We start from the raw sequence: 25750 nt of genomic DNA, 5'->3' as shown, positions 1-25750 counted from the left end.
TCGCCCCTTGCCGCTATCGTCGGGCCGGACCAGTGCAGGTCTGCGTCCAGTCATTTCACCCCCCGATATAGTGCATTTCGATTTTCCCGGCCGTCGCCCGGTTTCCGGTCGTGGCGATAGGTACGGGCCGGTCACCCTCCCCGCGTTCCTCGCTGTATCGGTCGGTTCTCTGATGCCAGATCCGGGAAAGCGCCTGGCGGAGCGCCGCGTCGTCGTCTCCGGGATCGCCATCACGCAGGATCACCCGCAGATCCGTGCCTTTCGTCGCAAAAAGGCAGGTAAAAAGCTGCCCTTCCGAAGAAAGGCGCGCCCGCGAACACGCCCCGCAGAACGGGGCGCTGACCGAGGAAATAAACCCGATCTCGCCGGCACCGTCCCTGTAGCGCCAGCGTCGGGCCACTTCGCCGCGATAATGCGCAGAGAGCGGCTCCAGCGGCCAGAGGGAGTCGATCCGCTCCAGCAGGGTGCGTGAAGTCACCACATCGGCGTGTGTCCACCCGTTGCGGTTCCCCACGTCCATATATTCGATCAAACGCACGACGACCCCGGTATGACGAAAATACGCGAGCAGTTCGGGGACACCCCCGTCATTCACGCCCTTTTGCACGACGGTATTGACCTTGATACCGCCGGGAAATCCGGCGGCGCGGGCGGCTTCAAGACCGCCCAACACCGCATCCAGATCGGGGCGCCCGCCGCTCAACCGCGCGAAAACGGCCGGATTGATACTGTCGAGACTGACCGTAACTCGGCTTAGTCCGGCCGCGCGCAGCATAGGGGCATGACGTTCCAGCAGCACGCCGTTCGTGGTGAGGGCGACATCCTCGATACCCGGAATGCCGGCCAGCCGCGCCACCAGTTCCGGCAGACCGGGTCGCAGAAGCGGCTCACCACCCGTCAGGCGCAGCTTGGTCACGCCCAGCGCGGACGCCGCCCGCGCCACACGCTCGATCTCATTGAAATCAAGCCGTTCCCGTGGTGCCAGAAAGTGAAAACCTTCGTGATAGGTCGATTCCGGCATACAGTACGGGCAGCGGAAATTGCACCGGTCCATCACCGAAATGCGCAGATCGCGCAGCGGGCGGCCGAGCCGGTCTAAAAGAGGCGTGGTGCCGTTCATGACTTCTGCTTCGCCTGCTCCGCTGACATTCTGACCCGCCGCCGGAACGGTGTCCCGACATGTCGTCGGGAAGACCCATCCCTCTGCCGGACGCTATTACCCGGCGAACCGCATCGGCACCGCCGATGCTACGCTGGGTATGATCCTGACCGGAATCGACTTCGCGGCCGGTGTGCCGCTGACCTCGTCGAAATAGTCGAGCGGCAGCAGCGGATTGAGTTCCGGATAATACCCGGCAATCGCACCGCGCGGCATCGGGTAGTCGATGACGGTAAGACCATCGACATAGCGGCGATACCCGTCGTTGCTATAGGTCTCAAGCCCGATCACCGCGCCGTTCTCAAGCGCCCGGTCCTTCATGTCGTCCCGGTTCATGAAGATCACGAGGCGGTTGTTATAGACGCCGCGATAGCGGTCGTTGTTGCTGTAGATCGTCGTGTTGTACTGGTCGTGCGAGCGGATCGTCGCGAGACGCAGCATAGCCGTGTCTTCCACCGGCGTGTTCACTTCCAGGCCCGGCAGCAGCAGGAAATTGGCCTTGCCGCTCGGCGTCTTCCAGACCCGGCGGCGCGGCGGGATGTCGAGGTGAAACCCTTTCGGGTCCTTGATCCGCTCCGAGAAGTCCGCATAGATGGCGGGATAGACCTCGGCGATCTTGTCGCGGATCAGGCCATAATCCTGGATGTAAAGGTCCCAGGGCGTCTTCGAGTTCGGCAGGGTCGCCATCGCCATGCGGCAGACGATTTCCGTTTCCGGCAGAACAGCCTGCGTTACCGGCTCGAACACGCCACGAGATGCCGTCACGTTCGACATGGCATCCTCGATGGTCACGAACTGCTCGCCAGCCGCGGTGCGGATGATCTCCGAGCGTGCCACCACCGGCAGGATGAGCGCATCCTGGCCATGGATCAGATGGCCGCGATTCAGCTTCGTCGCGACCCCGACGGTCAGGTTGAGCTTCGCCATCGCGGCATAAGACCGCTCGGTATCCGGAACCGCACGGGCAAAATTGCCGCCCATCCCGATAAAGACTTTCGCCGTGCCGGCTTCCATGGCCTCCAGCGCCTCGACCACATGGTGGCCCTGCTCACGCGGCGGCTCGAACCCGAACACATCGCGAACGCGATCGAGATAGTCCTGTGTCGGTTTCTCGTCGATCCCGACCGTGCGATCGCCCTGCACGTTGGAATGGCCCCGGATCGGTGCGACGCCGGCACCGGGCTTGCCAAAATTACCACGCAGCATGAGCAGGTTGGCAATCTGCTGCACCAGGCGCGATCCCTCCTGATGCTGCGTTATCCCCATGCCATAGCAGATGACCGTTGCCCTGGATTTCTGATAGATCCCCGCGATCCGCCGGATCTGCTCTTCCGACACACCGGAGATCCGCGTGATGTCCGCCCAGGAATAGCGCATCACATCGGCACGCAGGCCGTCGAGGCCGGCCGTGTGCTGATTGATGAACTCCATGTCGAGGGCAGCCTCACCCGCGTCCTCGGCCTCGAACAGCACCCGCATCATGCCCTTGAAGATGGCAAGATCACCACCGATCCGCACATGCACGAATTCGCTGGAAATCGGCGTCGACCCGAAGGTCGCCATCTGGAGCACATCCTGCGGCTCGGTGAAGCGGATCAGCGCGCGTTCCGGCATCGGATTGATCAGCACGATCGGCACCCCGCGCTTCCGCGCGTCGACCAGGTTGGTCATCATGCGCGGCGAATTGGTGCCAGTATTTTGCCCGATGACGAAGATCGCTTCGGCATGTTCGAAGTCAGCCAGGACGATCGTGCCCTTGCCGATGCCGATGGCCGGCATCAGGCCACGGCTGGTCGGCTCATGGCACATGTTCGAACAATCCGGGAAATTGTTGGTGCCGAATTCCCGGATGAAAATCGAATACAGGAACGCCGTCTCGTTGGCGGTGCGCCCGGAGGTGTAGAATTCCGCCTGGTGCGGGCTGTCGAGCGCCTGAAGATGCTGCCCGATCAGCGCGAACGCGTCCTCCCACGCGACCGGCACGTATTTGTCGGTCTTCGGGTCATAGCGCATCGGCTCGGTCAGGCGCCCCTGCATTTCCAGCCAGTAGTCGCTGCGCTCCATCAACTCCGTGACGGTGTATTTTTCAAAAAGCTCCCGCGTCACCCGCGCCTTGGTCGCCTCGTGCGCCAGCGCCTTCGCACCGTTCTCGCAGAATTCCAGCTTCTTGTGGTGGTCCGCGTCCGGAAAGGCGCAACTCGGGCATTTGAAGCCGCCCGGCTGGTTCATCGACAGCAGGCCACGCGAGCCCTTGACGAGCACGCTCTGCTCCATGAGCACCTTTGCGGTCGCCCCGGCCGCCCCCCAGCCGCCGGCGGGGTGATGGTAGGGCTTGAACTCGGCTTCTTTGTCTTTGCTCATGGTCTTAACCCTGTCGGCCGCGGCCGGGTTGCGGAGGTGTCGCCGGCACCGGAATCCACATCCAGCGATGGTCTTTCGTTATGTCACCGGAAGACCGTCGTCCATTAAAGGATTCCGAATTCCTTCATCGCCGGCAAAAAATTCTCGTTCTCATGCTTCGATCGCGCAAGTTTGACCAGCGCAAAGCGCTGCAAAGCCGTCAGCTCCGCCCATTGCTGCTGGGTGGGCGGCGGTACACCGACCGCCGCCGCCTGCACCTTGACAGGTTCGGGCATCCAGTTCGCATCCTGCCAATCTCCCAAATTCTTCGTTACCAGCCAGACCGCCGGCTCGTCGCTGCGCAATTCAACGAGGCGCAGTACAAGCGCACGATACGCGGCCTGTGCATCGGAGCTTTCACAAGAAAGCTCGGTGAGCCTCCCCCGCTCATCCCGAGTGAAACGGCTCCATTGCCGCAGGCTGAGCTTGATTCCGACGATGTCGAGCTTCTGCCGCACAATCATCGGGATACAACGGAGCGAACCGGCGAAATCGCTTTCAAAATCGAAAATCATCGTAGCTGATCCAGAGCTCACCCTATTGGTCTCACGAAGAAAATATTCCGTCCCCGATGCCCCCTTTGGGCCTGTCACCCCGCGAAACAAAGCATCACGCAACTGGCTATAAGGATGCACCGATCGGAAGGAAAGCGGGGCACCATCCCGTCTTTGAGACCAGGACGAAGCACGGGACGATGCCGCCTAACCTAGTCGGACTGGTTCAGGTTAGTTTGTAAGCATGCGCCCCAGCACCGGCGAGCTTGCCCTCATGGGCAATGAAATATACCTCCGGAATCGGCTTTTTTTCGAAAAACCATTTCAGAATTTCGAGCGTGCCCGCTGCGTAGCGCGCCTGTGCCGACAAGGACGTGCCTGAAATATGTGGCGTCATCCCGTTCCACGGCATGGTCCGCCACGGATGATCAGCGGGCGCCGGCTGCGGATACCAGACGTCGCCCGCATACCCGGCCAGTTGCCCAGATTCCAGGGCGCGCACGACGGCATCGCGGTCAACCAGTTTCCCGCGGGCTGTGTTTACCAAATAGGCCCCGCGCTTCATTTGCGAAAAGAGCTCATCGTTGAAAAAATGCTCGGTCGACGGATAAAGCGGCATCTGAAGATTGACGATGTCCATCGTCTGAATGAGCGAATGCGGCTCCGGGTGATAGGTCAGACCCAGCTCCTTCTCGATTTCCGGCGCAAGACGATGCGGATCGGTGTAATGAAGATCGAGGCCGAACGGCTTCAGGCGCCGTAGAACGGCAAGACCGATACGACCCGCCGCGATCGTCCCAAACTTCATGCCCTCCACGTCATAGCTACGAGACACGCAATCAGCGATATTCCAACCTCCGTTCCTGGCATATTCATGCGACGGCAGATAGTTGCGGACGAGCGACAGCACCATCATGACGACATGCTCGGCCACGCTGATGCTGTTCGACCCCGTCACTTCCGCGACAGTGATGTTGTTTTTTGTCGCCGCCGCGAGATCGACATGGTCGGAGCCAATGCCGGCGGTGATAGCGAGCTTGAGCTTCTTGGCCCTGGCAATCCGGTCCGGCGTGAGATAGGCAGGCCAGAAAGGCTGCGAAATCACGATCTCTGCGTCTGGCAGATGCCGTTCGAATTCGGAGTTCGGACCGTCCTTGTCGCTGGTGACGATCAGCTCGTGGCCAAGCGATTCAAGATAAGGCCGGAGGCCCAGTTCGCCTGAAACGCAGCCAACCAGTTCGCCCGGACGGAAGCCAATGTCATCGGTCACTGGGGCTTTCTGACCATTCGCGTAGGACGCAATTGTCGGAATATCGTCTCGCGCATATTCCGGAGGGTAGCCGACTTCCGGGTCCGGGTACAGCACACATAGAATCTTCGCCATCGTATCCTCCATTTTTTTGCGCCCTCTTCCTTCATGGTCAACGGCGTGACCGGACGCTGGCCGATCCACAATGACGCTGTCCAATTTCTATTGCTGACCAAACGATAAATGGCACTTATGAGGAAGGATCTGATGGGTCTCCACGAACCACGTTTGGGCCACTACGCCACCGGCAATGCCCTGTATTCTTCCCGGAACGCAAAAAAAGATCCTTGGTCGATCAGTGGCATGGAGGGACGTTCGCGTAAGAAGGTGCCGCCACACGCCTCCGCCAAGTCGATGTGGCAGCCATCCCCATGCGCCGAAGTTTTTTCGAGCCTGACCGCTCTTGCGCCGTATTTTCACACACACGTGTTATGAACATTCCACGGTTTGGAGGCACAGCGGTCCCCACCATGTGGCGGACTATCATGTTCAAGGCGCTTTCTGGGCGAAGGCATTCCGGGTTGCTTCCAACACGACTCGCGCCGGGCGCTGCACAGCGCCGGATGATATTTGCTCGTGCCCGATCATTTGGCTTGACTATCAGGGGGAGCCACATTTCATCTGCGCGGGCGTGCGAAGAAAGACGCGCTCTTATCATCGGTTCGTCGCACGTCGGATCAGGGCTGCGACAGTTATGGGTGACACGCTTCGATGTTCCTTCGTCAGCTCAGCTATCTGGTGGCACTCGATCTCCACAGGCATTTTTCGCGCGCGGCGGCGCACTGCGGCGTTTCGCAACCCGCATTGTCCGCTGGAATCAGGCAGTTGGAAAGCGAACTCGGTATTGCGATCATCCAGCGCAACCACCGGTTCATAGGATTTACGGACGACGGTCTGCGAGCGCTCGCGTGGGCGCGCCAAACGCTCGCGGCGTTGGACGGACTGCGTCAAGATGCCGCCTTCGCGCAGACAGTAACCGGCGGCTCCCTGGCGATCGGCGTGATTCCATCGGCGCTCCTAACAGTGCCGCTTCTGCTTGAAAGCTTCCGTAGCGCCATTCCTGGACTGCACCAGGAAATTTTGACCTTATCCGCAACGGAAATGCAGACGGCACTTCTTGAACGCCGAGTCCAGCTTGGCGTCACCTATCTGGATCAGATTGAATCGGATAGTCAGTTCGAGGTCCTTCCGCTCTACACCGAGCAGTACGTGCTCGCGGCCCATGGGAGCGCCGTCCTGCCACCAGGGGATCATTGTAACTGGCGAGAGGCCGCTCAATATCCACTTTGCCTGTTCACCTCGAGCTTCCGGTGCCGGCAATTCGTCGATGACGCATTCAAGCGGGAGGGGGTAATGCCCACGATCGTCATGGAAACCGACTCCCTTGCGGTCCTGCATGCCGAGTTACGAGGGGGCCGCGTTTGCAGTATTTTGCCTTCTGCTGCACTGCCACACGACGTCGGCCCTTCCGGCCTCACGACCCGAACTCTTTGCTCACCAGGAGCCGCACAAGTCGGAGTCGCACGCTTGCGCCTTCCGATGCAGTCAGCGCTGATGGAACTGGTGTGGGGTCATGCTCGGCGCCTCGGCGAACATGACGTGCTGCAACTCGGACTCGCGAGCGAGTGACGGTCGTCTGACGTCGATGGCTTGAGCGCATTCGGTTTGAGCGGAATTGTAACCTGGAAGGACGCCTCCTTTCGCCCGAGCAAATCACGGCCCGCTCGGATGTCGCCTGCATGTGCATCTGAACGGTCAGGTTCCCCGAGTTGGCCAAGCAGATCGGAAATTGCACGGCGCATCTAATGCCAATATGGGGAAGACCTTAGCTGAAAGTCATGGTGCCGAACGCATGTTGATCGACCGCCAAATAGTGGCCGCCTCTCCATACCAAGGTATGATAGATACGGCAATTCACTTAAAATATATACCCTTGGAGGATAGGTCGTCTGTATTACATTCATGGGAAATAGAGCATGGTTACTCTGGTTAGAAATGCTATTTGCGTAGTGCTACTCGCTCTACAGTGCGGATGCGCCATGGACAGCGGGAACAATGCTCTTTCCGCCTTGCCACCACAAGTTGGGGATTTCTATGTCGCGCCAGATGGAACGCCCATAATATAGCTGACCGACAATCAATGGCGCGGAGGACGCCATCATCGATTTGTCGCGATGAGGCCGGGCGGCGAGCGGGCGACGGGGCCACGGCATCCAAAAACCGAGCACATCGCCGGGCCCTATTATGACGCGTCGGCCACTCAATGAACCGATCTGTGCAATCGCCGAACGTCGCCTCGCCCGGATCTCGTCAGGTAGACGTACCCCTAAGTATAATAGCGACCGTGGGGCGGAGCAGCTATGATGGATTGAAAGCTTGCTGCATAAAGCCTCGAAAAGAAAGTGCTTCCGATGGCTGATTACGTCAAACCCTCAGTTATCCTCGACAACATGATCGAAGCCGCTGTGCTCAAGGCGGAACTTCCCATGAAGGATCTGCTGATCCGAGCAATGCTCGCTGGTGCGTATCTCGCCTTCGTGACCACCCTCGCCTTTCTGGTTGCGGCGCAAACCGGGCAGTTCGTCGTGGGGGCGATCCTCTTTCCGGCTGGGTTTGTGCTTATCATCCTGCTGGGGATGGAGCTTCTGACCGGAAATTTCGGAATAATGCCACTCGCAGCTTTTGCAGGCCGTATCGGCGCCGGCGCAGTGTTTCGCAACTGGGTCCTGGTCTTCATCGGCAACCTGCTCGGCAGTTTGATCTACGCAACTATGTTTTGGATTGCGATCACCGATTGCGGCCATGTTTCAGGGGGCGCGCTGGGCGACAAACTGCGCGCACTTGCTGTTACCAAGACAACGGCATACGAGGCGTTCGGCGTAGCCGGGATGGTGACGGTGTTCGTGAAGGCCATCTTATGCAACTGGATGGTCAGCCTCGGCTCTGTCGTTGGCCTAGCCTCAACCTCCACGATCGGCAAGATCGCCGCTTCGTGGCTGCCGATCATGATCTTCGTGGCGCAGGGATATGAGCATAGCGTCGTGAACATGTTTGCCATTCCGACGGGCATGATGCTTGGCGCACCCGTCAGTTTCGCCGATTGGTGGCTCTGGAACGAGATTCCGGTGACGTTGGGCAATCTTGTGGGTGGGCTCGTCTTTACGGGCGGCGCGCTTTACGCAACCTATCGGACGACTCCGATCTCAAATCAGGATCCGGCTTCCCGTCCCGTGTAAGCCTCATTATTGAGAGCCTGCCGTGAGTCGAACGGACCGGCCTTCGTGAAATCGATTCAATCCAATCGGTAGCTTCGGCCACAACTACTTCCCGCGGCGAATTTCTGTGTGGCGGACTGGGCGGTCTTATCGACGTCGTTCCTGATCCCGAAGGTCACCACGCGAAGAACGATATATCGAAAAGCGAACAGAACCTGGAACTTCCTTCATTATTCGGCGACTCCAGGCGCTTCTCACTGCATCGATCATGCCAAGGTATAACTGGCCTGATGCGCGGTGACGGATCAAACAAGAACGAAATCAGAGGCCACTTGGCCGCTCCGTTCTCCGTCCGCGAGGAATCCATCAAATGTCTAAGGGCCAACGCATTTTTTCGGCTCATCTTGGGCGAGCCATTCTGCTTTTCCACCAAAAGCGTCTCTTCCGAGCCATAATTGGTACTACTGCCTCTATCAGCACGATGGGTGCCGTAAATGCCGCATACGGACAAGAGGCTAACGGTGCCCCGGCCAAGCCGATTTTGGCGTTGCGCGCGGTCGGTGCCCAGATTTATCAGTGCCGGGAGACAGCGCCTGGACATCTGCGGTGGATGTTAAGGGAGCCGGTCGCGGCCCTGCTCGAAGGAGACCGCACGGTCGGCACTCATAGCCGAGGGCCATCCTGGAAGCTCGAAGATGGAAGTGATCTCGAGGGGCGCGCCGTCAGCGAGTCGCCAGGACGCTCTCGCACCGATGTCCCGCAGGCACGTCTCGCTGTCACGCAAAACAACGGTCGTGGACGCCTGGCGCAGGCCACCAGTGTTGAACGCGAAGACACAAAGGGCGGAATGCCGCCGGAATCCTGCTCAAGCGCGGAAGACCTGCTGCCGGTGCCTTACACGGCAACATACATATTTTATCGGTGACATATTTTTTCGTGTCGGATGCACAACTCGAAATTCATTTGCGAAGCGCCGACTTCAAAGACCGTTAGGGCACAAGGGACCCAATCATGGGTAAAACTAGTGAACATCCGATAGGCGCACTCGGAGCCGGAATTATCTTTGGTGTCATTGCCTTGGTATCCGGTCCGGTACGTGCTGCGCGTCCAGAATATCAGGGGATCAAGATCGTCAATATCGTAAGCGCCGACGGAACCCGACCTTGTTCGGGGCGGGAATAGCGTGAAGCTGGCGAGGCACATGGAGGCCTTGCGAGTGGATATTGAGCAGTCAAAAGAGCCTCGTATGAGCGCATGCCGGGATGGTGGAGCGGTCGTGCGAATGGAGCGGCGGCGGCATTGGAGCAATGAGGAAAAACTCGCGATTCTGAAAGAGACGACGCAGCCAGGCGCTATCGTTGCGGTAGTGGCGCGACGCTACGGGATCGGAACTGGCCAGCTATACACATGGCGCAAGCAATTGGTGCGCGGTGCGATGGCCGGGTTCGTGCCGGTCGAACTGGTGAGTTCCGAGTCTCCTGCAAAGCCATCGGAGGTCGGCCGCATCGACATTCGGCGGGAGGGCGGCTTCACCGTATCGGTCGACAGGCTCGTTGACCGGGAAGCACTGAGGCTGGTCCTCGACATCGTCGGGGAGCTTGAACGTTGAGTCTGACGCTGCCGCCGTCGGCGAAGATCTATCTGTCGCTGGCGCCGTGCGACATGCGCAAAGGCTTCGACGGATTGTCGTCCCAGGTTAGTAATATCCTGCAACTCGATCCATTCTCCGGCGCTGTATTCCTGTTCCGCGGCAAAAGAGGTGACAGGTTGAAGGCGCTGGTCTGGGACGGGTCGGGGCTCTGCCTGTATGCGAAACGCCTTGAGCGTGGGAAGTTCGTGTGGCCCCGAACCCAGGACGGGGCGGCAGCCCGACTCTCGGCTGCGCAATTGGCGATGCTGATTGAAGGTCTCGATTGGAGGCAGGCGATCATCCATGACGAGGTGCCTGCACCGACCTTTGCGTGAACGGTAAAACCGCAGAAAACTGAGGTTTTATATAGGATCGGAACGTTGCTCGCGCTATAGTTCAAGGCATGCGGTTCGACCTTGATCGCCTCCCCACAGATCCGGTTCTCCTGCAGAAAATGCTGCGGGAGATGGCCGAAGCCATGGAATTGGAACGGAGCGAACTGAGGGCAACGAAGCAGACCGTCAAAATCCAGACCCTGACAATCGAAAAGCTGGAGCATCGCCTTGCTCGGCTTCTGCGCATCCAGTTCGGTCGCAGTTCCGAGAAGATGGACATCGCGCAACTGCGCCTGATGTTCGAAGAGGTCGATGCCTCCCAACTCGCCAACGATGATGCTCCCGCAGCGTCAAAGCCGCAATCTGCACGGAAAGCTGGAACCCGGGCGCCGATCCCCGCGCACATCCCGCGCGTGACGACGGAGCATCGCCCGCAGCCATGCGGTTGTGGCGGCGCCGAAACCATCATCTGCCAGGACGTCACCGAAGTGCTGGACTACGTTCCGGCCCGCTTCCGCGTCCTGCGCCATGTTCGTCCCCGCATCGCCTGTCGTTCCTGCGAGAAAATCGGCCAGGCTCCAGCCATTGATCTGCCGTTGCCGAAGGTGATGGCGAGCAGCGCGTTGCTTGCGCATCTTCTCGTCAGCCGCTTCGTCGATCATCAGCCCTGGCACCGTCAATCGATGATCCTGCGTCGCCTGGGCGTGGACATCGATCGCGATGTGATGGGCCGCTGGTCCCGCAAACTGGCCTGGCTGATGGCCCCGCTCGGCGAACGGCTGCTCTCCTACATTCTCGAAGCTTCCAAGATACATGGTGATGAGACGCCGGTCACATTGCTCACAGGCGAGGGCGGTAGCCACACCGCGTACTTCTGGGTCTATCTGCGCGACGATCGTTCGAGCGGTGACATGCGCCCGCCCGCCGTAACGTTCCGCTTTACAATCGGTCGCGGTGGTGAGCATCCCGCAGCTCATCTCGCCGGCTATCGGGGATATCTTCAGGCGGACGGCTACGCCGGCTACAACACGCTGTACCGTGATCCCAGCACGAAGGCACCGCGCGAGGTAACCGAGGTCGGCTGCTGGGCCCACTCGCGACGCAAGTTTACCGACATCCTGGAAAAGAACCCGTCGCCGATCGCGGCCGAGGCCGTGGTAAGGATCGGCGAGCTTTTCGCGATCGAACGCGCCATCAAGGGGGCGCCTCCCGATGAACGACGGCAGGTTCGCCAGCAGTTGGCATGCCCGAAGCTGGCTACCTTGCGACCATGGCTGGAAGCGCGGATGCGGGGGCTGTCATCGGACAGTGCCTTGGCAAAGGCATGCCGCTATCCGCTCAACCGCTGGGCGGCGATGGTCCGCTATTGCGATGACGGTCTGCTCGAAATCAGCAATAATCTGGTCGAAAATTCCCTGCGTGGGGTTGCCCTTGGCCGCCGCAACTGGATGTTTGTCGGTTCGACCAAGGGGGGCGACGCTTCGGCCCTGTTTTACTCGCTGGTCGAGACCTGCCGCCTGAACAGCGTGCACCCCGAAGCCTGGTTCACCGACGTCATCGCACGTATCGGCAACCACCCGATTAACCGGATCGACGAACTCCTGCCCTGGAACTGGCAGGCAGCGAGAGAGATCCAAAAACTGGAGCATGCTGCTTGAGCAATGCCTTCGTCGTGCGGATGACGATCACACTGGATGACGTGACACCGGCTGTGAGCCGTATGATCGAAGTGCCGCTGGGTATCAGGCTCGATCGCTTGCACACCGTCCTCCAGGCTGCGCTGGCATGGACCGACAGCCACTTGTGGGAACTGACCTTCGGACGCACGGGATTCGGCATCCCCGACCCCTCCTATGGTCTCGATGGTCCGCTCGATGCGCGCAAGACGACCTTGGCTGAGGCTCTGGAGGAAATGCGAGGCAAGTCCTTCCGATACCTCTACGACTTCGGCGATGGCTGGGAGCATAGCGTCAGGATCCACGATATCGCCCCTGCCGACCCGCACGCCAGCTATCCACGCCTGCTCGAGGCCACCGGAATGTGTCCGCCCGAGGACTCGGGAGGCCCCTGGGGCTATGCTGAAAAGCTGGAGGCCCTCACTGATCCGACGCATGAATTTCATGAGGACGCACTGGAAGCCCTGGGGGACGCCCATGATCTCCACACTCAGCCAAACGTCGACTTGATCCAAACCCGCTTCACTGCCCTGGCAAAGAAATGGGCACCCCGCCAGCGAAAGGCCAAATAGTCGTTACGTCAACGCCGCCTTACATCGGCGCTTACTCAATATCTCCCAACCTGTACGAATTGATCGTGACTTTGATCTCTCACAGCTCGAGGCCATCAAGGAAAAAGCCGATCCATCCATGAGCCGACCGCTCTACGGATTCTATGTACATGCGATCAAGATACAAATAGAGACAATCAAAGGGATACCGGTATTATATGTCGGACTCGTTGATCGAAAAATAGAAGTAGCTCGGGATCTGGATGGCGGGCAGTGCCGATTCGATAATGTAGTCAGGCACTACCAAAAGCACGCAGATGCAGCCGATGATCTCCTGAAAAGGCAGACCGTTGATATCTCCAGGCGCTTCGAGATCGCGTGGAAGCGTAGCCCGGCTGGCGCTGTCGGAAAGGAAGGATCCATTATTATTCATGACGAATTGGACGCCTTCGCGCGTGAACAGCATCTATTGGAGCAGCATATAGACTCAAGGGAAGAGATCGAAAGCATGCGTGAAAGCAACTGTAACGTATAAAACTCCGCCTGTTGAACGCGAACACGCGCATGCCCTCATTTATCGCGTCTGGGACCAGACATCGGCCACAACCCGAACCGGCCTCTGCTTGACAATGTCTTTTTTCCTGCAAAAAATTATAAAGCGTCCTGATCTTCAGAGCGCACAAGCTCCGAACGCATAATTTTTCTCATCTTCTCCTTGTATCTTCCTCTATGTGATAGCGGGAGATCGATTCGTCGCGAATCCCCAGTTCCTCGGCCTGGCGGACCAGGTCAGCGAGTGAACTGGCCTGCATTTTCTTCATGGCATTCGCCCGATAGATCTTGACCGTTATCAGGCTTATTTTAAGGCGAGCTGCAACCTGCTTATTCATCAGGCCACTGGCCACAAGAGCCATAACCTCCCTTTCACGAGCCGAAAGCTGCTCGTAGCGCGCTTGCATCTCGGCCCGCTGCAGACCCTCCTCCCTCTGCGATCGCGAAATTTTCAGCGCATCGCTGACTGCGGACAAGACGGCCTCATCCGAGAACGGTTTTGTCAGGAAGTCAATCGCGCCGGCCCTCATGCCCTTGACGGCCATCGAGATATCGCCGTGGCCGGTCATGATGATAACAGGGACGTTGATCCCAGTCTGAACAAGCGATGCTTGAAACGTCAGGCCGTCAGCCGCCTTCAACCGAACGTCCAGCAGGAGGCAGCAATCGCCGTCCGGCAGACCGGCGGCCAGAAACTCCGACGGGTCGGGGAAAGTCGCCACGCAGAGATCCACCGAACGGAACAGACTGTCGAGCGAGGCGCGGATGCCTGGATCGTCGTCGACAACAATGACCGTTCCGGCGATCGTGCGCGTCTCGGGCGCAGGTGTATTGTCACGAACTCCTCTCATCACATCCCCCGTCGGGAAGCGGGGAGTGTCACAGTGACGACGGCGCCATAGGGAGAGCGATTCGAGGCGTCGATCGTGCCTCCGTGTGCGCGCGCGATCTCCCGACAGATCGGGAGCCCCATGCCCATTCCCTGCGGCTTGGTGGTGAAAAAGGGTTCAAAAATTTCTCCATCGCCCACGTCGCCAAAGCCGGGTCCCGTGTCGCCGAAGCTCACCACCGCACTGTCGGACCGAGCCTTACTGCCCCCGATCTGGACATCAAGAACCTTCGGCCGATCGCAGATAGTGTCCATGGCCTGAATGGCATTCATCATCACGTTCATGATGATCTGCTGAAGCTGGATTCTGTCACCCGAGACCATTGGCGTATCGCCCGCTTTCTCGATTCTCACGTCCACCTGCCGTCTCCGGATTTCTCCGCGAAGCAGGACCCGAACTTCTTCTACCAGCACGCCGAGATCCATCGCCGTACAAAAAACCGTCTCCTTGCGCGTCAATGCCCGCACCCGTGTGATCACCTCTGCGGCCCGGGTACTGTTCGATACGATTTCATCGAGGCACCGAAGGGCCTCTCCGACATTGGGTCGCGGTCGATCGATCCATCGCCGCCCAGAGCGGGCAAAGGTCGTGATCGCCGACAGAGGCTGGTTGACCTCGTGGGCAATCGACACGGCCAATTGCCCCAATGTCGTGACGCGATCGGCATGGGCCAGTTCGCCCTGCGCGGCGCGAAGTTTCATTTGTGCTTCGTTGTGTTCGGTGATGTCGAGGGCCATGACCAGCACGCGCCGACTTTCCAGATCAGCGACCGGCCGGGTCACGCGCAGCACAACGTCCAGGGGACGATGGCCGCGACCGACGAAGACAGTCTCGGTCTCATAAGCGACATTGCAACTCGCAAGATGGGCCAAGACCTCGATGAAGACGTTCTCGTCCGCGAAAAGAGAGCGAAGCGGCGTACCCGTGAGGTCCCGCGGATCTTCTGCTCCAAGCAGCGCGGCGGCTGCCTCATTCGCATCCCTTATGTAAGGCTTGTCACGAAGTCGCTCCAGGCGATCACGCCAGCACGCTTGGGGTAGCCCTCCCTCTTTCCGGAACAGAATGTCCACAACAGAACAATCCACCTCAAAAATCGCGAAGGCTACCGCCTGAAAAATGGCGCTGTACCGCTGCTCGGAGCGCTCTCGTTCCGCCGCAGCTTCCTTCTGCTCCGTAAGATCAGCACCGAATTCAATGATACCGCATTCCCGCCCATTGCCGTCCAGCCTTACGGCCCACCGAACATCCAAAACGATCTGCTGGCCGTCGCGCCGTGTCCTTGTGATTTCGCCGGCCCATTGTCCCACCAGGCGCAGTTGCTCGGCCGCAGATGGCGGCAGGTGAGTACTCTGGAGCAACGTCGAGCCCTTCTCGCCGATCGCCTCATTGGCATGCCAGCCGTACAGCCTCACGGCGCCTTCATTCCAATAGATAATCGTATCGTCGAGATCCCGGACGATGACCGTATCATGGGTGAACGCCAACAGACGGACCTGCTCCGCGAGCGCACCTCTCGTTCGCCGGTCACGCGCGGAAAGCATCGTCGCAACGCCAATCGCGATGATACTGACCGCAAGACGAAGATAGGCACCATCGAACGATTCACCGTGATGCTTCACAAGGAAAGATATGCAGGCCAGCATGACACAGGCAGCGCATGTCGCCAAAATCGCACGCAGGCCGCATGACGTAGCGATCAGGAGAACGACCAGCACGTAAAGCACCGCGAACGCGTCGTGAAACTGTGTCGCGGTACTCAAACCGAACACAAAAAGCGCTATGACGACTGCCGCCGACCGCAGGCCCCAGCCATGGAGCTGTACCAGTCGGAGCTGCCAGGGAAGGAAAGCAGGAAACAATACGCTCATTCCTCCTTACGTGCGCGGGCAGGCCGGCGTCGGTCGCCGTCATGCGGACCCAAGAGCCATAGCACGCCTACCAGTCTGCCGGCAGAGTGCCATTCATCCCTCACACGATAAGAGGCTTCACCTTGGAAAGCGCATGTATCGTCTCATCGTCCACGTTCAGGTGCTCCTTCACCATTTCCGGTGGTGACAGCGCTAGCCACTGGTTAGCTGAAAAGTCGGTGAAGACGGAACTTCTAAATGCCTCCAGGAAAACAAGAGGCTCGTCTCCGATATTTTCCAGGTAATGGCCCATTCCAAAGGGGACATAGCCCACATCACCTGCGCTATAATCAAACGTTCTTGCTTTCCCGCCCGATGCAAATACGGTCATCCGGGCCTTCCCCCGAATGAAATACTGCCATTCGTCATTATTGCTATGCCAATGAAGCTCGCGTAGCCGGCCAGGCTCGACGACAACGATGGCGGCCGCAATCGTGGATGCGGCAGGGAAGTTGGTTGAGTCAACGATCCTGACTTCGCCACCAGCGACCTTGATCGGGGTCTGGCGCATGAGCTTATGGGTATACTGGATCGGCGAGGCGCCTTGGGGCGACGCGACTTTATCCTGCTCAATCGGGCCTGGAACTGTTCCCGAAAAAATCCAACGCGTGTGTTCGATGTCAACAGGAAGGTCTTCGAACTTGGCCTCGGGGACCCCAAAGTTCTTTGCAAGAATGTGAGGCGGCGTGTGAAGCAGCCAGTCGGTGATCAGAAAAGTTTCGTTCTCCGAAAAGCTGCCGTCATCGAAGACAAGCAGAAACTCGCATCCGTCATCACCGAGGCCTTGTATCGAATGCGGAACTCCTGCGGGGAAGTTCCAGATATCACCGGCCTCCACGTCATCCATGAAATTACGGCCCTGGGGATCAATCGCGGTAACGCGGGCCCGCCCCGCGAGCATTAGCCCCCATTCAGCTTCCTTATGGTAATGAAGTTCGCGGTAGCCCCCTCTATTGAGCCGCATATTGACTGCCGCCAGCGTTGTAGCCACCGGCAACTCGCGCACCGTGACCTCGCGAGCCCATCCCCCACTCCCAAGGCGATTACGCGCCATTCCATAAGGGAACTTGAGATTTGGTATCGTGCCGGCGTCGGTGTCCGGTGACGCGAGGAGGTCCGGGTTCTCACGTTCCAGGGCGGGATGACGCGGGCCGAGTATGGTGCCTCCGCGATTGTCACGACAGGGCTGCGGGCTCTCATCGGAGGGGGATACGCCCCAGGGCAGGTCGCTCATCTTATATATTCCTTCTCAGCCAACAGACCGCTGCGTCGAGATCGGCACAGGCGCAGGTTTCCGACGCCCCCGAACGTCGCGATTCATACTCAGCCCAGATGCGGCCGGCGATCATACCTTGGTATAGAAGGCGCCGGACCAGCTCGAAATCTTCGGCATTCGCCAGGACAAAAGCGCATCGAACGCTGTTCCCCCACCGGCCGACAACGCAGGAAACGCGCCTTCCAAGTCTCGACTCAGATACGCGAAATCGCAATGAAAGCTTTCGTCTCCGAGACCCTCGTCTCAGTCGGACTTTTACCGCAAGGCAAAGCGCAAGCTGAATTGCCACGCCATATTTTGCGATGCGCAAAAATGAACTCGCGGGGGCATCACGTTCAAACCAAGGTATAATAGATGAAAATGCGAGGAAGCCTCATGATCATGCCCGTTCAATCAGGAGGGCAAAAATGAGTGCATTACAGCGCAGGGGCTTTCTTACAGCGGCGGGCATGTTGGGCGTTGCGGGCGCAGCCCATGCCGCTACGTTTGGCAACCCGGACCATCCTCTTCAGGGTATGCAGAACGCCCTCAATCCATCAAGCAAGTCTGACCCAGGACCAAAGAATCCGGCCATAGCATCACAATTTCCCGATTTTCAATCTCCGCCGTCGACTGACGTCGACGGGATGCCTCTCTTCTGGGCGTCATTTAACAACGCCCATCGGCGCATCCAGAACGGTGGGTGGGCACGGGAAGTCACGCAGGCTGACTTCGCCATTTCCGAAGACATCTCGGGCGTCAACATGCGCCTGAGCGCCGGCGGGATTCGCGAAATGCACTGGCATCAGCAGGCCGAGTGGGCAATCATGCTCTACGGCAAATGCCGAATTACCACGCTGGACGAGCAGGGACGCCCAAGCGTCGAGGATGTAGAAGCCGGCGATCTTTGGTATTTCCCCCCCGGCCTCCCGCATTCGCTTCAGGGTCTTGGGCCCGACGGGGCGGAATTTGTCATCGCATTTGACGACGGAAAGTCTTCAGAGTTCAATACGCTGCTTCTTACTGACTGGATCGCGCACACACCGCCCGAGGTACTGGCGAAGAACTTCGGCGTCCCCGAGGCGGCGTTCAAGAACATACCCCTCGATAATCTCTGGATCTTCCAAGGTGATATTCCCCCGGATCTACCCATGGACCAAAGGAGCGCACGGGTCGTCCCAGGGGCCGAGAAAGTGATCTACCGTCTTTCACGCGCGCAGCCGCTGTCTAAGGCACATGGCGGCCAAGCACAGGTAGCAGATAGCCGTAATTTTCCCATTTCGAAGACCATCGCGGCGGCGCTTGAAACGATTCGCCCTGGTGGGATGCGGGAAATGCACTGGCACCCCAACGCGGACGAATGGGCATTCGTTATCCAAGGTCAGGCGCGGGTAACCGTCTTCAACACCGGACCGAAGGCCCAGACCGCCAATTTCAATCCCGGTGATGTTTGGTACATCAAAAAGAGCCTCGGCCATTATGTGGAAAATACGGGCAATGACGATGTGAAGGTGATTTCCGTCTTCAAGTCGGATCGCTTCGCCGAAGTCTCACTGTCAGATTGGCTCACCCACATTCCGCCCGCGATGGTCCAGCAGACGCTGAACTTGGATCGCGACACGATCAATTGCTTCCCGACGACCCGTCCTGACTTCTCGCCTGTGTAATCGTTGTTTCCTCCGGCCCACCGGGCCGGAGGAAACAAAATCAATAGAAAGGAGAACGAGGATATGGGCTCTCTTAGCATCTGGCATTGGCTCATCGTGCTCTGTGTCGTGTTGGTTCTCTTCGGTGGCGGCAAGCGTCTGTCCTCCACCATGGGAGATCTTGGCCGCGGCCTGAGGATCTTTCGCAAGGAGGTAACGGACCTACAATCTGAAGACACATTGCTGCCACAGCCAGACACTTCCCCGGCGAGTGAACAATTTTCCGAACGGACATTGCATGCAGGCTAAGGGAACGGTGTGAGGCAAGAGGCGCTGATCACGAGCTGCATTCCGGGGCCCAGCGGATGTGCGCCCTCCTTCACGATGTTCTCCCGCTATCTATCTTCCCTAACTATATAGTTTGTTTTTGGACGAATACTGATGCCGAATGTAAGGCAATCTACCTGCCTTTCTCCTTATGAAGATGCGTGCTCCGGCGCGGCTTTTGGGGGCCCTCTCGACCTGGTGTCGTCTTCTTCAGCTTCGCATCAGGTTCGCCTGGTAGCATGCCGAGGAGTTTATTTCTGAAAGAACGCTGATGCCGAATGTAAGACAATCTTCCTGCCTTTTTGCCTTGGCAATTCTCGCCCAGTCTTCAACGCTCAGAGCAGCCCCCACGCGTCAGGTGGAGTCCAAAGTCTCGTTTCATTTTTATAAAATAGACGTTCGGCACGATTACACATTACAGCAGATGCACGAGTTTGCGATGCAAAAGGGTAATAGAGAAAATCAATGGCCGCGGGGATTCTTTTATTCCGTATTCTCCGACAATATTAAAATCGAAAAAGAATATCCCGACTCTTATTTAATTTCCGTCGATGTCGGTATCAATGATCCGACCGTCGAAGTAGCAAGCGATCTCGAGCAAAATATCTGTGAAGGTAATAATTTGGAGGAATTCTACAAGAAGAAAGGCGAGTATATGTTTTCTTACTATCGCAAGCTCGAGCACGACCTCCCGAGTGTAATCAATCGCGAGACCCAGGACTATATAAAATTTCATTCGGAAGCAAACAAATCGGAGATATTGCAATATATTCATATATTGCTCCAAAATAAATCAGATCAATATACAGCAGATTCATCCCGAACTTTCTACGAAGAATACGACGAGACAAAATGCAAATCAACCAATGTCCTTTAACCGTGCGTGGGCTGCGCGTTCTAGAAGAACGCTAAGTAAAGTCATCTAGCGCCACATCCACTGGTACATTTTCCGAAATTCCAGACGTTGGCTCGGTGGAATCGGGCATCGGTCATGACCTTGCCCCCGACATGCCCTCAATTCTGAGTTAGGGTCCGTGGGTTGTTGTATGCCTTGTTGGCGTGTTGGGCGAATGCTTCTGGCGTCATGCCATTGAGGCTGGTGTGGGGCCTGACGGCGTTGTAGTCAGCCCGCCAGGCGTCGATGACCGTCCGAGCGTGGGCGATGTTGCGGAACAGGTGCTCGTTGAGGCATTCGTCACGGAACCGGCCGTTGAAGCTCTCGACGAACCCGTTCTGCTGCGGCTTGCCTGGTGCGATGTAGTGCCACAGCACCGACCGTTTTTCCTGCCAGGCCAGGATGGCGTTCGAGGTCATCTCGGTGCCGTTGTCACTGACGATCATCATGGGAAAGCCGCGATGTTCCCCGATCCGGTCGAGTTCGCGGCCGAGCCGTTCGCCTGACAGCGACGTATCCGTCACCAGCGCCAGACACTCCCGCGTGTAGTCGTCCACCACTGTCAGCACGCGGAAGCGCCGTCCGTTGTTCAGCGCGTCCGAGACGAAATCCAGGCTCCAGCGCTGATTGGGACCGTCGGGCAGCATCATTGGCGAGCGCGTGCCCATCACCCGTTTCCGGCCACCACGCTTGCGGACCGACAGTCCTTCCTCGCGATACAACCGGTAAAGCTTCTTGTGGTTCATGGTCACTCCCTCGCGCTCCAGGAGGATGTGCAGACGCCGGTAGCCGAACCGGCGTCGTTCGCCCGCAAGATCGCGCAGCCGACCGCGCGCCTCGGCATCATCCGGGCGGCGTGACGCATAGCGCCACGTCTTCGGGTCCATGCCGATCAGGCGGCAGGCGCGCCGCTGTGAGTAATCTCGTTCGGTCATCGCCCAGGTCACGGCGTCCCGCCGCAAACCGGGCGTCACGAGTTTTTTGCCAGCAATTCCTTCAGCGTCGAGACGTCCATCACGCTCTCCGCCAGGAGCCGCTTCAGCTTCGCGTTCTCCTCTTCAAGAGCCTTGAGCCGCCGCGCTTCCGACACTTCCATCCCGCCGTATTTCGATCGCCAGGTGTAGAACGTCGCATCGCCGATCCCGTGCCTGCGGCACAGATCGGCCGCCGTGGCGCCCGCCTGATGCTCCTTCAAGATTCCAATGATCTGGTCCTGTGTGAAACGCGCTTTCTTCGTCGCCCGTCTCCAGTGGACAGACCTTACTTCAAATCGAGGGCATTTCAGGGGGCAGGGTCATCATCCCCGAACCCACTTCAGTGGCTTAATCTGCCAATTGGTTTGGCAGACCGCTCTATCGTTGCCGATTTAACCGTGCGTCGTCCGTTCGTGCGCGCCTCACCTAACTCTTGCGCTAACGGGTTATAGAGAGGCTTTCTCTCTGTTTTCAGACGGGACATGTGGATTTGGCGGCCTGGTCTGAGCGACAGCCACGGGGCACCTTCTCCCTGGCATGACGGGCATGTTGACGACAGGGGTGCCGAGGGAACCGCGTTGGGTCGCTGGCCTTCAACTTCCGCACACCTGCATCCTACCATCTCGTCCTTGGAGATAGACACCCGACCTACCGCTAGTGCTCCCGAGATCTTCCAATTAGTGGGTTCGGCGGGAGTTTCTGCGCTGGCCAATGCGCAAATAAAGAATAGCCACTTCATATATAAAACCGCGATGAAATAAAAAAGGGTGCTATATAGAATATACTTCCCGCTATACCATCAAATAAGATACGAGTTTTTACTTTATTTCAATTAATTTTTTTTAATTGGCGTGATATTGCGCATAAGCGGCACGAGGAGCGTTCCGATAACGAAAGCGAGCATGATGGTCCGGAACGCGTCTGCGTAGGCCAATGTCGCTGCCTCACGATAGGCAAGCCTCCAGAGGGCCTTGAGCGCGGCCACGTGGCCATCTTGGACGCTCCAGGGGAAAGCCCCGAAACGGCGTTCGCTACTCTGAAGCAGCCGGACCATGGGTTGGTTCCGGGGCGTGAGTGTCGATGCGATCATCGAAAAATGGTAATTGGTACGCGAATTGATGATCGCGCCACATATTGCGATGCCGACAGCTCCTCCGAGATTACGCATCATGTTAAACAAGCCGCTTGCGTATTTCAAACGTTCCGGCGGAAGGCTCCCCAGCCCAAGATTGACGCTCGGAGCAACGGCAAAAACCTGCGGAAGACCACGCAATATTTGCGGGACGAGAAGTTCCTTCGCGCTCCAGTCGCTCATAATGAAGCTGAAGCTCCACATGGAGAGGCCGAAGAGCGCGAGACCTCCCATCATGATCCATCGGGTGTCGAACCGCTTCGCCAAGGTAATGTAGAGCGGCACACCGACGAGAGTCGCCACGCCAGTCGAGAAAACCGCGGATCCGGTTTGCCAGGCGCTATAGCCCCTAACATAATCGAGAAAAAGGGGCGTCATATAAATCGTCGAGAACATACCGACGCCGGTTATGAATGACAGAATGCACCCGATCGTGAAGTTCCGATTCTTAAATGCCCGAAGGTCGGCGATGGGACGATCGAAGGTCAGGCTGCGGATAACAAAGACGATGGCAGCGAAAAGAGAGATCCACGCGCAGTCCCGGATCGTCTTGTCATCGAACCAGTTCCAGCGTGTGCCTTCTTCCAGTACGTACTCAAGCGTGCCGAGGAAGATCGCCATGGAAACGATGCCGAGATAATCAGCTTCACCAATGAGCTTGACGTCCGGCTTGTCGATATTAACCGTCAGGGGAACGGCGAAGGCGATAAAGAGACCGGGAATGAGATTGACGTAGAAGAGCCAGTGCCAGTTCAGGGTATCGGTGATCCAGCCACCTATCACCGGTCCAAGGGCGGGCGCGATCGCCGCGATGGAACCAATGACGGCGGCGGAATAGACTCTTTGAGGTCCCTGAAAATAATGGAAGGACGAGGTAAAGACGATCGGAACCATGGAAGCGCCGAGGCCCCCTTGCAACGCCCTGAACACGATCATGCTCTGGATGTTCCACGCGACGCCGCAAAGCATACTGGCCACTGTAAAGCCGGCGGCCGAGACAGTGAATAGCCACCTGGTAGAAAAGACCCGCGTGAGCCATCCTGACATGGGTATGACGACAATCTCGGCAATCAGATATGCCGTCTGGACCCAGCCGATCTGGTCCTGTGTCGCAGAAAGTCCCCCGCCTATATTCTCGAGCGAAGATGCGACAATCTGGATGTCGAGCAGTGCAATGAACATGCCGATACACATAATAATAAATGGTACCAGCCTCGCGATCGTTCCCCCTTGCGCGGCAGAGTCACTCATGAACCGCAGTTCCGGATGCTTTTGTGTCGACAGTGACCTCCGTGGAAAGGCCGGGCCGGATTTTGCCAAGTGTCGCGTCTTCGCCATCAAGCAGGATGCGAACTGGAACGCGCTGAACGATCTTGGTAAAGTTACCTGTGGCGTTTTCTGGCGGAATGACACTGAAGATCGCGCCAGTTCCGGGAGCAAGGCTTAAAACATGGCCATGGAAGCGGTGTCCGGGAAGGACGTCCGCCTCGACTTCGGCCGGCTGGCCGAGCTTCATGTTCGTTAGCTGATCTTCCTTGAAATTCGCGTCGATCCAGAGCCCATGCGATGGGACCACGCTCAGCAGATAAGTGCCGCTGGACACATACGCTCCGGTCTGCGCGGCGCGATTGCCGATGTAGCCGTCGATCGGCGCACGGATCGTCGTATAGCTGACGTTGAGGCGCGCCTGACGCAGATCGGCTTCGGCCTGACCGATGCTCGCGCGTGCCTCGACGATTTGCGCGTCGATGACAGTCAGCTCCTGACGTGCGCCCGCAAGGGCGGCTTTTGTGGCATCAACCGACGCTTTCGCGATCCTGTCTTCGGATAATGCTTGCTGGGCGCCCTGAACCGGAGAGGCGCTACGTGCGGCGAGGCCACGATATCGGGTGGAATTCTGACTGGTATAAATTGCGCGCGCGAGCCGGCCCTCAAGCTCCGCTGCAATTTGCGTGACAGCGATTACAAGCCGGGCTTTGCGAGCGAGCAGAACGCCTAGCGTCGCCTCCTTCTCCTGGAGTGCCGCCCGTGCCTTATCCGCCGCGGCCTGATAATCTCTGTCGTCGAGGATCAGCAGCGTCTGGCCTGCCTGGACGAACTGGTTATCCTTGATCAAAATCCGGGCTACGAAACCGCTGACATGCGGCGAGATGGGAGTCGTATCGCCCCCGACATAGGCATCATCCGTTGCTTCCAGAAAGCGGCCGACGGTCCACCAATGTACGCCAAATGCGACACCGCCGAGAACAGCGACGCACAGAAGCGCCATGATAACACGCCGTTTCTTGCCCGACTTGGATGCGGCCGGCGGCGTATCAATGGGCTCGGGCATGGCGTTCCAGTATTTGACCTGCTGCACATTGAGCTTTCCAATTCATCGTGGTCTCCATGAATGGACTCCGTTCGAGAGTGGCTGATCCTTCAAGAACTGACATTACGCAATCAGCGGCATTGCTTTAGAGAAGGCCGCAATGGTTTCGTCGTGCGGCGACTTGAACCACGGAACGTCGATCATTTTCCTGATCCGTCCTTGTTATGATGTTGGTTATGACGCCCGCTCCTATTCGGAAGATTATACCCACAAGGTTCGGCTTCCGGGCTTAGCGCGATATCAGGGCGCGGCTTCATCATACGACTGGAAGGGACTCGGATAACTTTGCCTGGACGGCCTTCGGATCCGTGCTGAATGCCTTCGCCACGTCGCGGCTCAATGCACCGGGAAAGACCTCCTCAATGCCGCGATCCACGGCGTCTAGCGTCTCAGCCACAACCTCCTGCGGAGACAGGCGCGGTTTCGGCAACGCTTGGCCCATCGCCGTCTCGACCTGGACCGGGAAACTTCCAACCACCAGTGTCCCGCGCTGCTTCAACTCCGCGCGGAGGCTTCGGGTAAGCGCAAGCGCAGCAGCCTTGGAGGCGGAATAGGTTCCGGCTGCCGGAAGCGTGACAAGGGCAAGCATACTTAGCATGTTGACAATGGTCCCGCCCCCGTTCTGGGCCAGGATTGGCGCAAAGGTGCGGGAGAGCGACAGGACACCGAAATAGTTAACCTCCATTTCGTTGCGCGCGACCGAAAGGTCCGGAGCGGACAACGCACCCTGCCACCCGGCAACGCCCGCGTTGTTGATCAAAAGCGTGATGTCCCTCGCCCGGCCCGCCGCAGCATGAACCTGGGCCTCGTTCGTGACATCGAGCGTTACCGCGATTACGCGGCTATCCAGTTCCACGAGAGCACCAAGTTCATCTGCGTCTCGCGCGGCCGCATAGACCTTTTTCACCCCTCGCCGAAGCAACTCCCGTACGAATTCGGCGCCGATTCCACGGTTCGCGCCTGTGACCAGCGCCACTGATCCCTTTACGTTCATCTCGTTCGTCCCCGTTTTATAAGGCTGCTCGCCGCCAA

The 25750-nt window shown here is 58.2% G+C and carries 22 protein-coding genes; 10 read left to right on the top strand and 12 right to left on the bottom strand.

The window, feature by feature from the left end; genetic code table 11:
* Window positions 1-55: 55 nt before the first annotated feature.
* From moaA to ACMAUO_RS18850, 4 genes are all read right to left on the bottom strand, one after another.
* Entirely contained in the window at window positions 56-1120 is a 1065-nt protein-coding gene (gene moaA, locus ACMAUO_RS18865) for a GTP 3',8-cyclase MoaA (protein WP_420358447.1), read from the bottom strand.
* A gap of 96 nt (window positions 1121-1216) precedes the next feature.
* Window positions 1217-3520, bottom strand: a complete 2304-nt coding sequence (locus ACMAUO_RS18860; RefSeq protein WP_420358446.1) for an FdhF/YdeP family oxidoreductase — start codon at window positions 3518-3520, stop codon at window positions 1217-1219.
* 104 nt (window positions 3521-3624) lie between these two features.
* Window positions 3625-4074, bottom strand: coding sequence for a nitrate reductase associated protein (locus ACMAUO_RS18855; protein ID WP_420358445.1), 450 nt, complete (start codon window positions 4072-4074; stop codon window positions 3625-3627).
* 205 nt (window positions 4075-4279) lie between these two features.
* The gene (locus ACMAUO_RS18850; protein ID WP_420358444.1) at window positions 4280-5437 is read right to left on the bottom strand and encodes an NAD-dependent formate dehydrogenase; all 1158 of its coding nucleotides are present in this window, start codon (window positions 5435-5437) and stop codon (window positions 4280-4282) included.
* Between the two features lie 636 nt (window positions 5438-6073).
* Here ACMAUO_RS18850 and ACMAUO_RS18845 point away from each other — a divergent pair.
* From ACMAUO_RS18845 to ACMAUO_RS18815, 7 genes are all read left to right on the top strand, one after another.
* A complete protein-coding gene (locus ACMAUO_RS18845) occupies window positions 6074-6991 on the top strand; it encodes a LysR substrate-binding domain-containing protein (protein WP_420358443.1) in 918 nt (305 codons plus the stop codon).
* Between the two features lie 782 nt (window positions 6992-7773).
* Entirely contained in the window at window positions 7774-8598 is an 825-nt protein-coding gene (locus ACMAUO_RS18840; RefSeq protein WP_420358442.1) for a formate/nitrite transporter family protein, read from the top strand.
* 349 nt (window positions 8599-8947) lie between these two features.
* Complete coding sequence (locus ACMAUO_RS18835; RefSeq protein WP_420358441.1) at window positions 8948-9502, top strand: DUF3455 domain-containing protein; 555 nt, start codon at window positions 8948-8950, stop codon at window positions 9500-9502.
* 276 nt (window positions 9503-9778) lie between these two features.
* A complete protein-coding gene (gene tnpA / locus ACMAUO_RS18830; protein ID WP_420355398.1) occupies window positions 9779-10186 on the top strand; it encodes an IS66-like element accessory protein TnpA in 408 nt (135 codons plus the stop codon).
* Window positions 10183-10542, top strand: a complete 360-nt coding sequence (gene tnpB, locus ACMAUO_RS18825) for an IS66 family insertion sequence element accessory protein TnpB (RefSeq protein WP_420355399.1) — start codon at window positions 10183-10185, stop codon at window positions 10540-10542. The genes tnpA and tnpB overlap by 4 nt, the downstream gene beginning before the upstream one ends.
* A 143-nt stretch (window positions 10543-10685) precedes the next feature.
* Window positions 10686-12200 carry an IS66 family transposase gene (gene tnpC, locus ACMAUO_RS18820; RefSeq protein WP_420355400.1) on the top strand — a complete coding sequence of 505 codons (1515 nt, stop codon included), beginning with the start codon at window positions 10686-10688 and terminating at the stop codon, window positions 12198-12200.
* Window positions 12197-12790: a plasmid pRiA4b ORF-3 family protein gene (locus ACMAUO_RS18815; RefSeq protein ID WP_420355401.1), complete on the top strand. Its 594-nt coding sequence runs from the start codon at window positions 12197-12199 to the stop codon at window positions 12788-12790. Before tnpC ends, ACMAUO_RS18815 begins: the two co-directional genes overlap by 4 nt.
* 193 nt (window positions 12791-12983) lie before the next feature.
* On the opposite strand, the gene ACMAUO_RS18810 is transcribed toward ACMAUO_RS18815, so the two are convergent.
* The 4 genes from ACMAUO_RS18810 to ACMAUO_RS18795 all read right to left on the bottom strand — a co-directional run bounded on the left by ACMAUO_RS18810 (window position 12984) and on the right by ACMAUO_RS18795 (window position 17352).
* The gene (locus tag ACMAUO_RS18810; RefSeq protein WP_420358440.1) at window positions 12984-13235 is read right to left on the bottom strand and encodes a hypothetical protein; all 252 of its coding nucleotides are present in this window, start codon (window positions 13233-13235) and stop codon (window positions 12984-12986) included.
* Window positions 13236-13473: 238 nt separating this feature from the next.
* Window positions 13474-14172 (bottom strand): response regulator transcription factor, encoded by a 699-nt coding sequence (locus ACMAUO_RS18805; protein ID WP_420358439.1) that lies wholly within the window; start codon window positions 14170-14172, stop codon window positions 13474-13476.
* Complete coding sequence (locus tag ACMAUO_RS18800; protein ID WP_420358438.1) at window positions 14172-16079, bottom strand: PAS domain-containing sensor histidine kinase; 1908 nt, start codon at window positions 16077-16079, stop codon at window positions 14172-14174. Before ACMAUO_RS18800 ends, ACMAUO_RS18805 begins: the two co-directional genes overlap by 1 nt.
* 100 nt (window positions 16080-16179) lie before the next feature.
* On the bottom strand, window positions 16180-17352 hold the full coding sequence (locus tag ACMAUO_RS18795; protein ID WP_420358437.1) for an oxalate decarboxylase family bicupin: 1173 nt from the start codon (window positions 17350-17352) through the stop codon (window positions 16180-16182).
* Between the two features lie 449 nt (window positions 17353-17801).
* Here ACMAUO_RS18795 and ACMAUO_RS18790 point away from each other — a divergent pair, with 449 nt between their 5' ends.
* The 3 genes from ACMAUO_RS18790 to ACMAUO_RS18780 all read left to right on the top strand — a co-directional run bounded on the left by ACMAUO_RS18790 (window position 17802) and on the right by ACMAUO_RS18780 (window position 20223).
* Window positions 17802-19040, top strand: coding sequence for a cupin domain-containing protein (locus ACMAUO_RS18790; RefSeq protein WP_420358436.1), 1239 nt, complete (start codon window positions 17802-17804; stop codon window positions 19038-19040).
* A 63-nt stretch (window positions 19041-19103) separates the two neighbouring features.
* On the top strand, window positions 19104-19328 hold the full coding sequence (gene tatA, locus ACMAUO_RS18785; protein WP_420358435.1) for a twin-arginine translocase TatA/TatE family subunit: 225 nt from the start codon (window positions 19104-19106) through the stop codon (window positions 19326-19328).
* A 289-nt stretch (window positions 19329-19617) separates the two neighbouring features.
* Window positions 19618-20223 carry a hypothetical protein gene (locus tag ACMAUO_RS18780; RefSeq protein WP_420358434.1) on the top strand — a complete coding sequence of 202 codons (606 nt, stop codon included), beginning with the start codon at window positions 19618-19620 and terminating at the stop codon, window positions 20221-20223.
* A gap of 137 nt (window positions 20224-20360) precedes the next feature.
* On the opposite strand, the gene ACMAUO_RS18775 is transcribed toward ACMAUO_RS18780, so the two are convergent.
* The 4 genes from ACMAUO_RS18775 to ACMAUO_RS18760 all read right to left on the bottom strand — a co-directional run bounded on the left by ACMAUO_RS18775 (window position 20361) and on the right by ACMAUO_RS18760 (window position 25712).
* Window positions 20361-21526 (bottom strand): IS3 family transposase gene (locus ACMAUO_RS18775; protein ID WP_420358662.1). Its coding sequence is split into 2 segments (ribosomal slippage): window positions 20361-21226 and window positions 21226-21526, totalling 1167 coding nucleotides; the frame shifts between segments, so codons are not numbered across the junction.
* Window positions 21527-22047: 521 nt separating this feature from the next.
* The gene (locus ACMAUO_RS18770; RefSeq protein WP_420358433.1) at window positions 22048-23598 is read right to left on the bottom strand and encodes a DHA2 family efflux MFS transporter permease subunit; all 1551 of its coding nucleotides are present in this window, start codon (window positions 23596-23598) and stop codon (window positions 22048-22050) included.
* Window positions 23591-24706 (bottom strand): HlyD family secretion protein, encoded by a 1116-nt coding sequence (locus ACMAUO_RS18765; protein ID WP_420358432.1) that lies wholly within the window; start codon window positions 24704-24706, stop codon window positions 23591-23593. The genes ACMAUO_RS18770 and ACMAUO_RS18765 overlap by 8 nt, the downstream gene beginning before the upstream one ends.
* Window positions 24707-24974: 268 nt before the next feature.
* Complete coding sequence (locus ACMAUO_RS18760) at window positions 24975-25712, bottom strand: SDR family oxidoreductase (protein WP_420358431.1); 738 nt, start codon at window positions 25710-25712, stop codon at window positions 24975-24977.
* Window positions 25713-25750 lie beyond the last annotated feature (38 nt).

Source organism: Gluconacetobacter brunescens (assembly GCF_048695475.1).
Taxonomy (GTDB): domain Bacteria; phylum Pseudomonadota; class Alphaproteobacteria; order Acetobacterales; family Acetobacteraceae; genus Gluconacetobacter.
This window is presented reverse-complemented; position numbering and strand designations above follow the sequence as displayed.

Excerpts from the sequence above, each read along its gene's own strand:
- ACMAUO_RS18795 (WP_420358437.1), bottom strand. The coding sequence starts at position 17,352 with ATGAGCGACCTGCCCTGGGGCGTATCCCCCTCCGATGAGAGCCCGCAG.
- tatA (WP_420358435.1), top strand. The coding sequence starts at position 19,104 with ATGGGCTCTCTTAGCATCTGGCATTGGCTCATCGTGCTCTGTGTCGTG.
- ACMAUO_RS18805 (WP_420358439.1), bottom strand. The coding sequence starts at position 14,172 with ATGAGAGGAGTTCGTGACAATACACCTGCGCCCGAGACGCGCACGATC.
- ACMAUO_RS18835 (WP_420358441.1), top strand. The coding sequence starts at position 8,948 with ATGTCTAAGGGCCAACGCATTTTTTCGGCTCATCTTGGGCGAGCCATT.
- ACMAUO_RS18855 (WP_420358445.1), bottom strand. The coding sequence starts at position 4,074 with ATGATTTTCGATTTTGAAAGCGATTTCGCCGGTTCGCTCCGTTGTATC.
- ACMAUO_RS18860 (WP_420358446.1), bottom strand. The coding sequence starts at position 3,520 with ATGAGCAAAGACAAAGAAGCCGAGTTCAAGCCCTACCATCACCCCGCC.
- ACMAUO_RS18760 (WP_420358431.1), bottom strand. The coding sequence starts at position 25,712 with ATGAACGTAAAGGGATCAGTGGCGCTGGTCACAGGCGCGAACCGTGGA.
- ACMAUO_RS18770 (WP_420358433.1), bottom strand. The coding sequence starts at position 23,598 with ATGAGTGACTCTGCCGCGCAAGGGGGAACGATCGCGAGGCTGGTACCA.
- tnpC (WP_420355400.1), top strand. The coding sequence starts at position 10,686 with ATGGAATTGGAACGGAGCGAACTGAGGGCAACGAAGCAGACCGTCAAA.
- ACMAUO_RS18845 (WP_420358443.1), top strand. The coding sequence starts at position 6,074 with ATGTTCCTTCGTCAGCTCAGCTATCTGGTGGCACTCGATCTCCACAGG.
- ACMAUO_RS18850 (WP_420358444.1), bottom strand. The coding sequence starts at position 5,437 with ATGGCGAAGATTCTATGTGTGCTGTACCCGGACCCGGAAGTCGGCTAC.
- ACMAUO_RS18800 (WP_420358438.1), bottom strand. The coding sequence starts at position 16,079 with ATGAGCGTATTGTTTCCTGCTTTCCTTCCCTGGCAGCTCCGACTGGTA.
- tnpA (WP_420355398.1), top strand. The coding sequence starts at position 9,779 with ATGGAGGCCTTGCGAGTGGATATTGAGCAGTCAAAAGAGCCTCGTATG.
- moaA (WP_420358447.1), bottom strand. The coding sequence starts at position 1,120 with ATGAACGGCACCACGCCTCTTTTAGACCGGCTCGGCCGCCCGCTGCGC.
- ACMAUO_RS18790 (WP_420358436.1), top strand. The coding sequence starts at position 17,802 with ATGAGTGCATTACAGCGCAGGGGCTTTCTTACAGCGGCGGGCATGTTG.
- ACMAUO_RS18840 (WP_420358442.1), top strand. The coding sequence starts at position 7,774 with ATGGCTGATTACGTCAAACCCTCAGTTATCCTCGACAACATGATCGAA.
- ACMAUO_RS18780 (WP_420358434.1), top strand. The coding sequence starts at position 19,618 with ATGCCGAATGTAAGACAATCTTCCTGCCTTTTTGCCTTGGCAATTCTC.
- ACMAUO_RS18810 (WP_420358440.1), bottom strand. The coding sequence starts at position 13,235 with ATGCTGTTCACGCGCGAAGGCGTCCAATTCGTCATGAATAATAATGGA.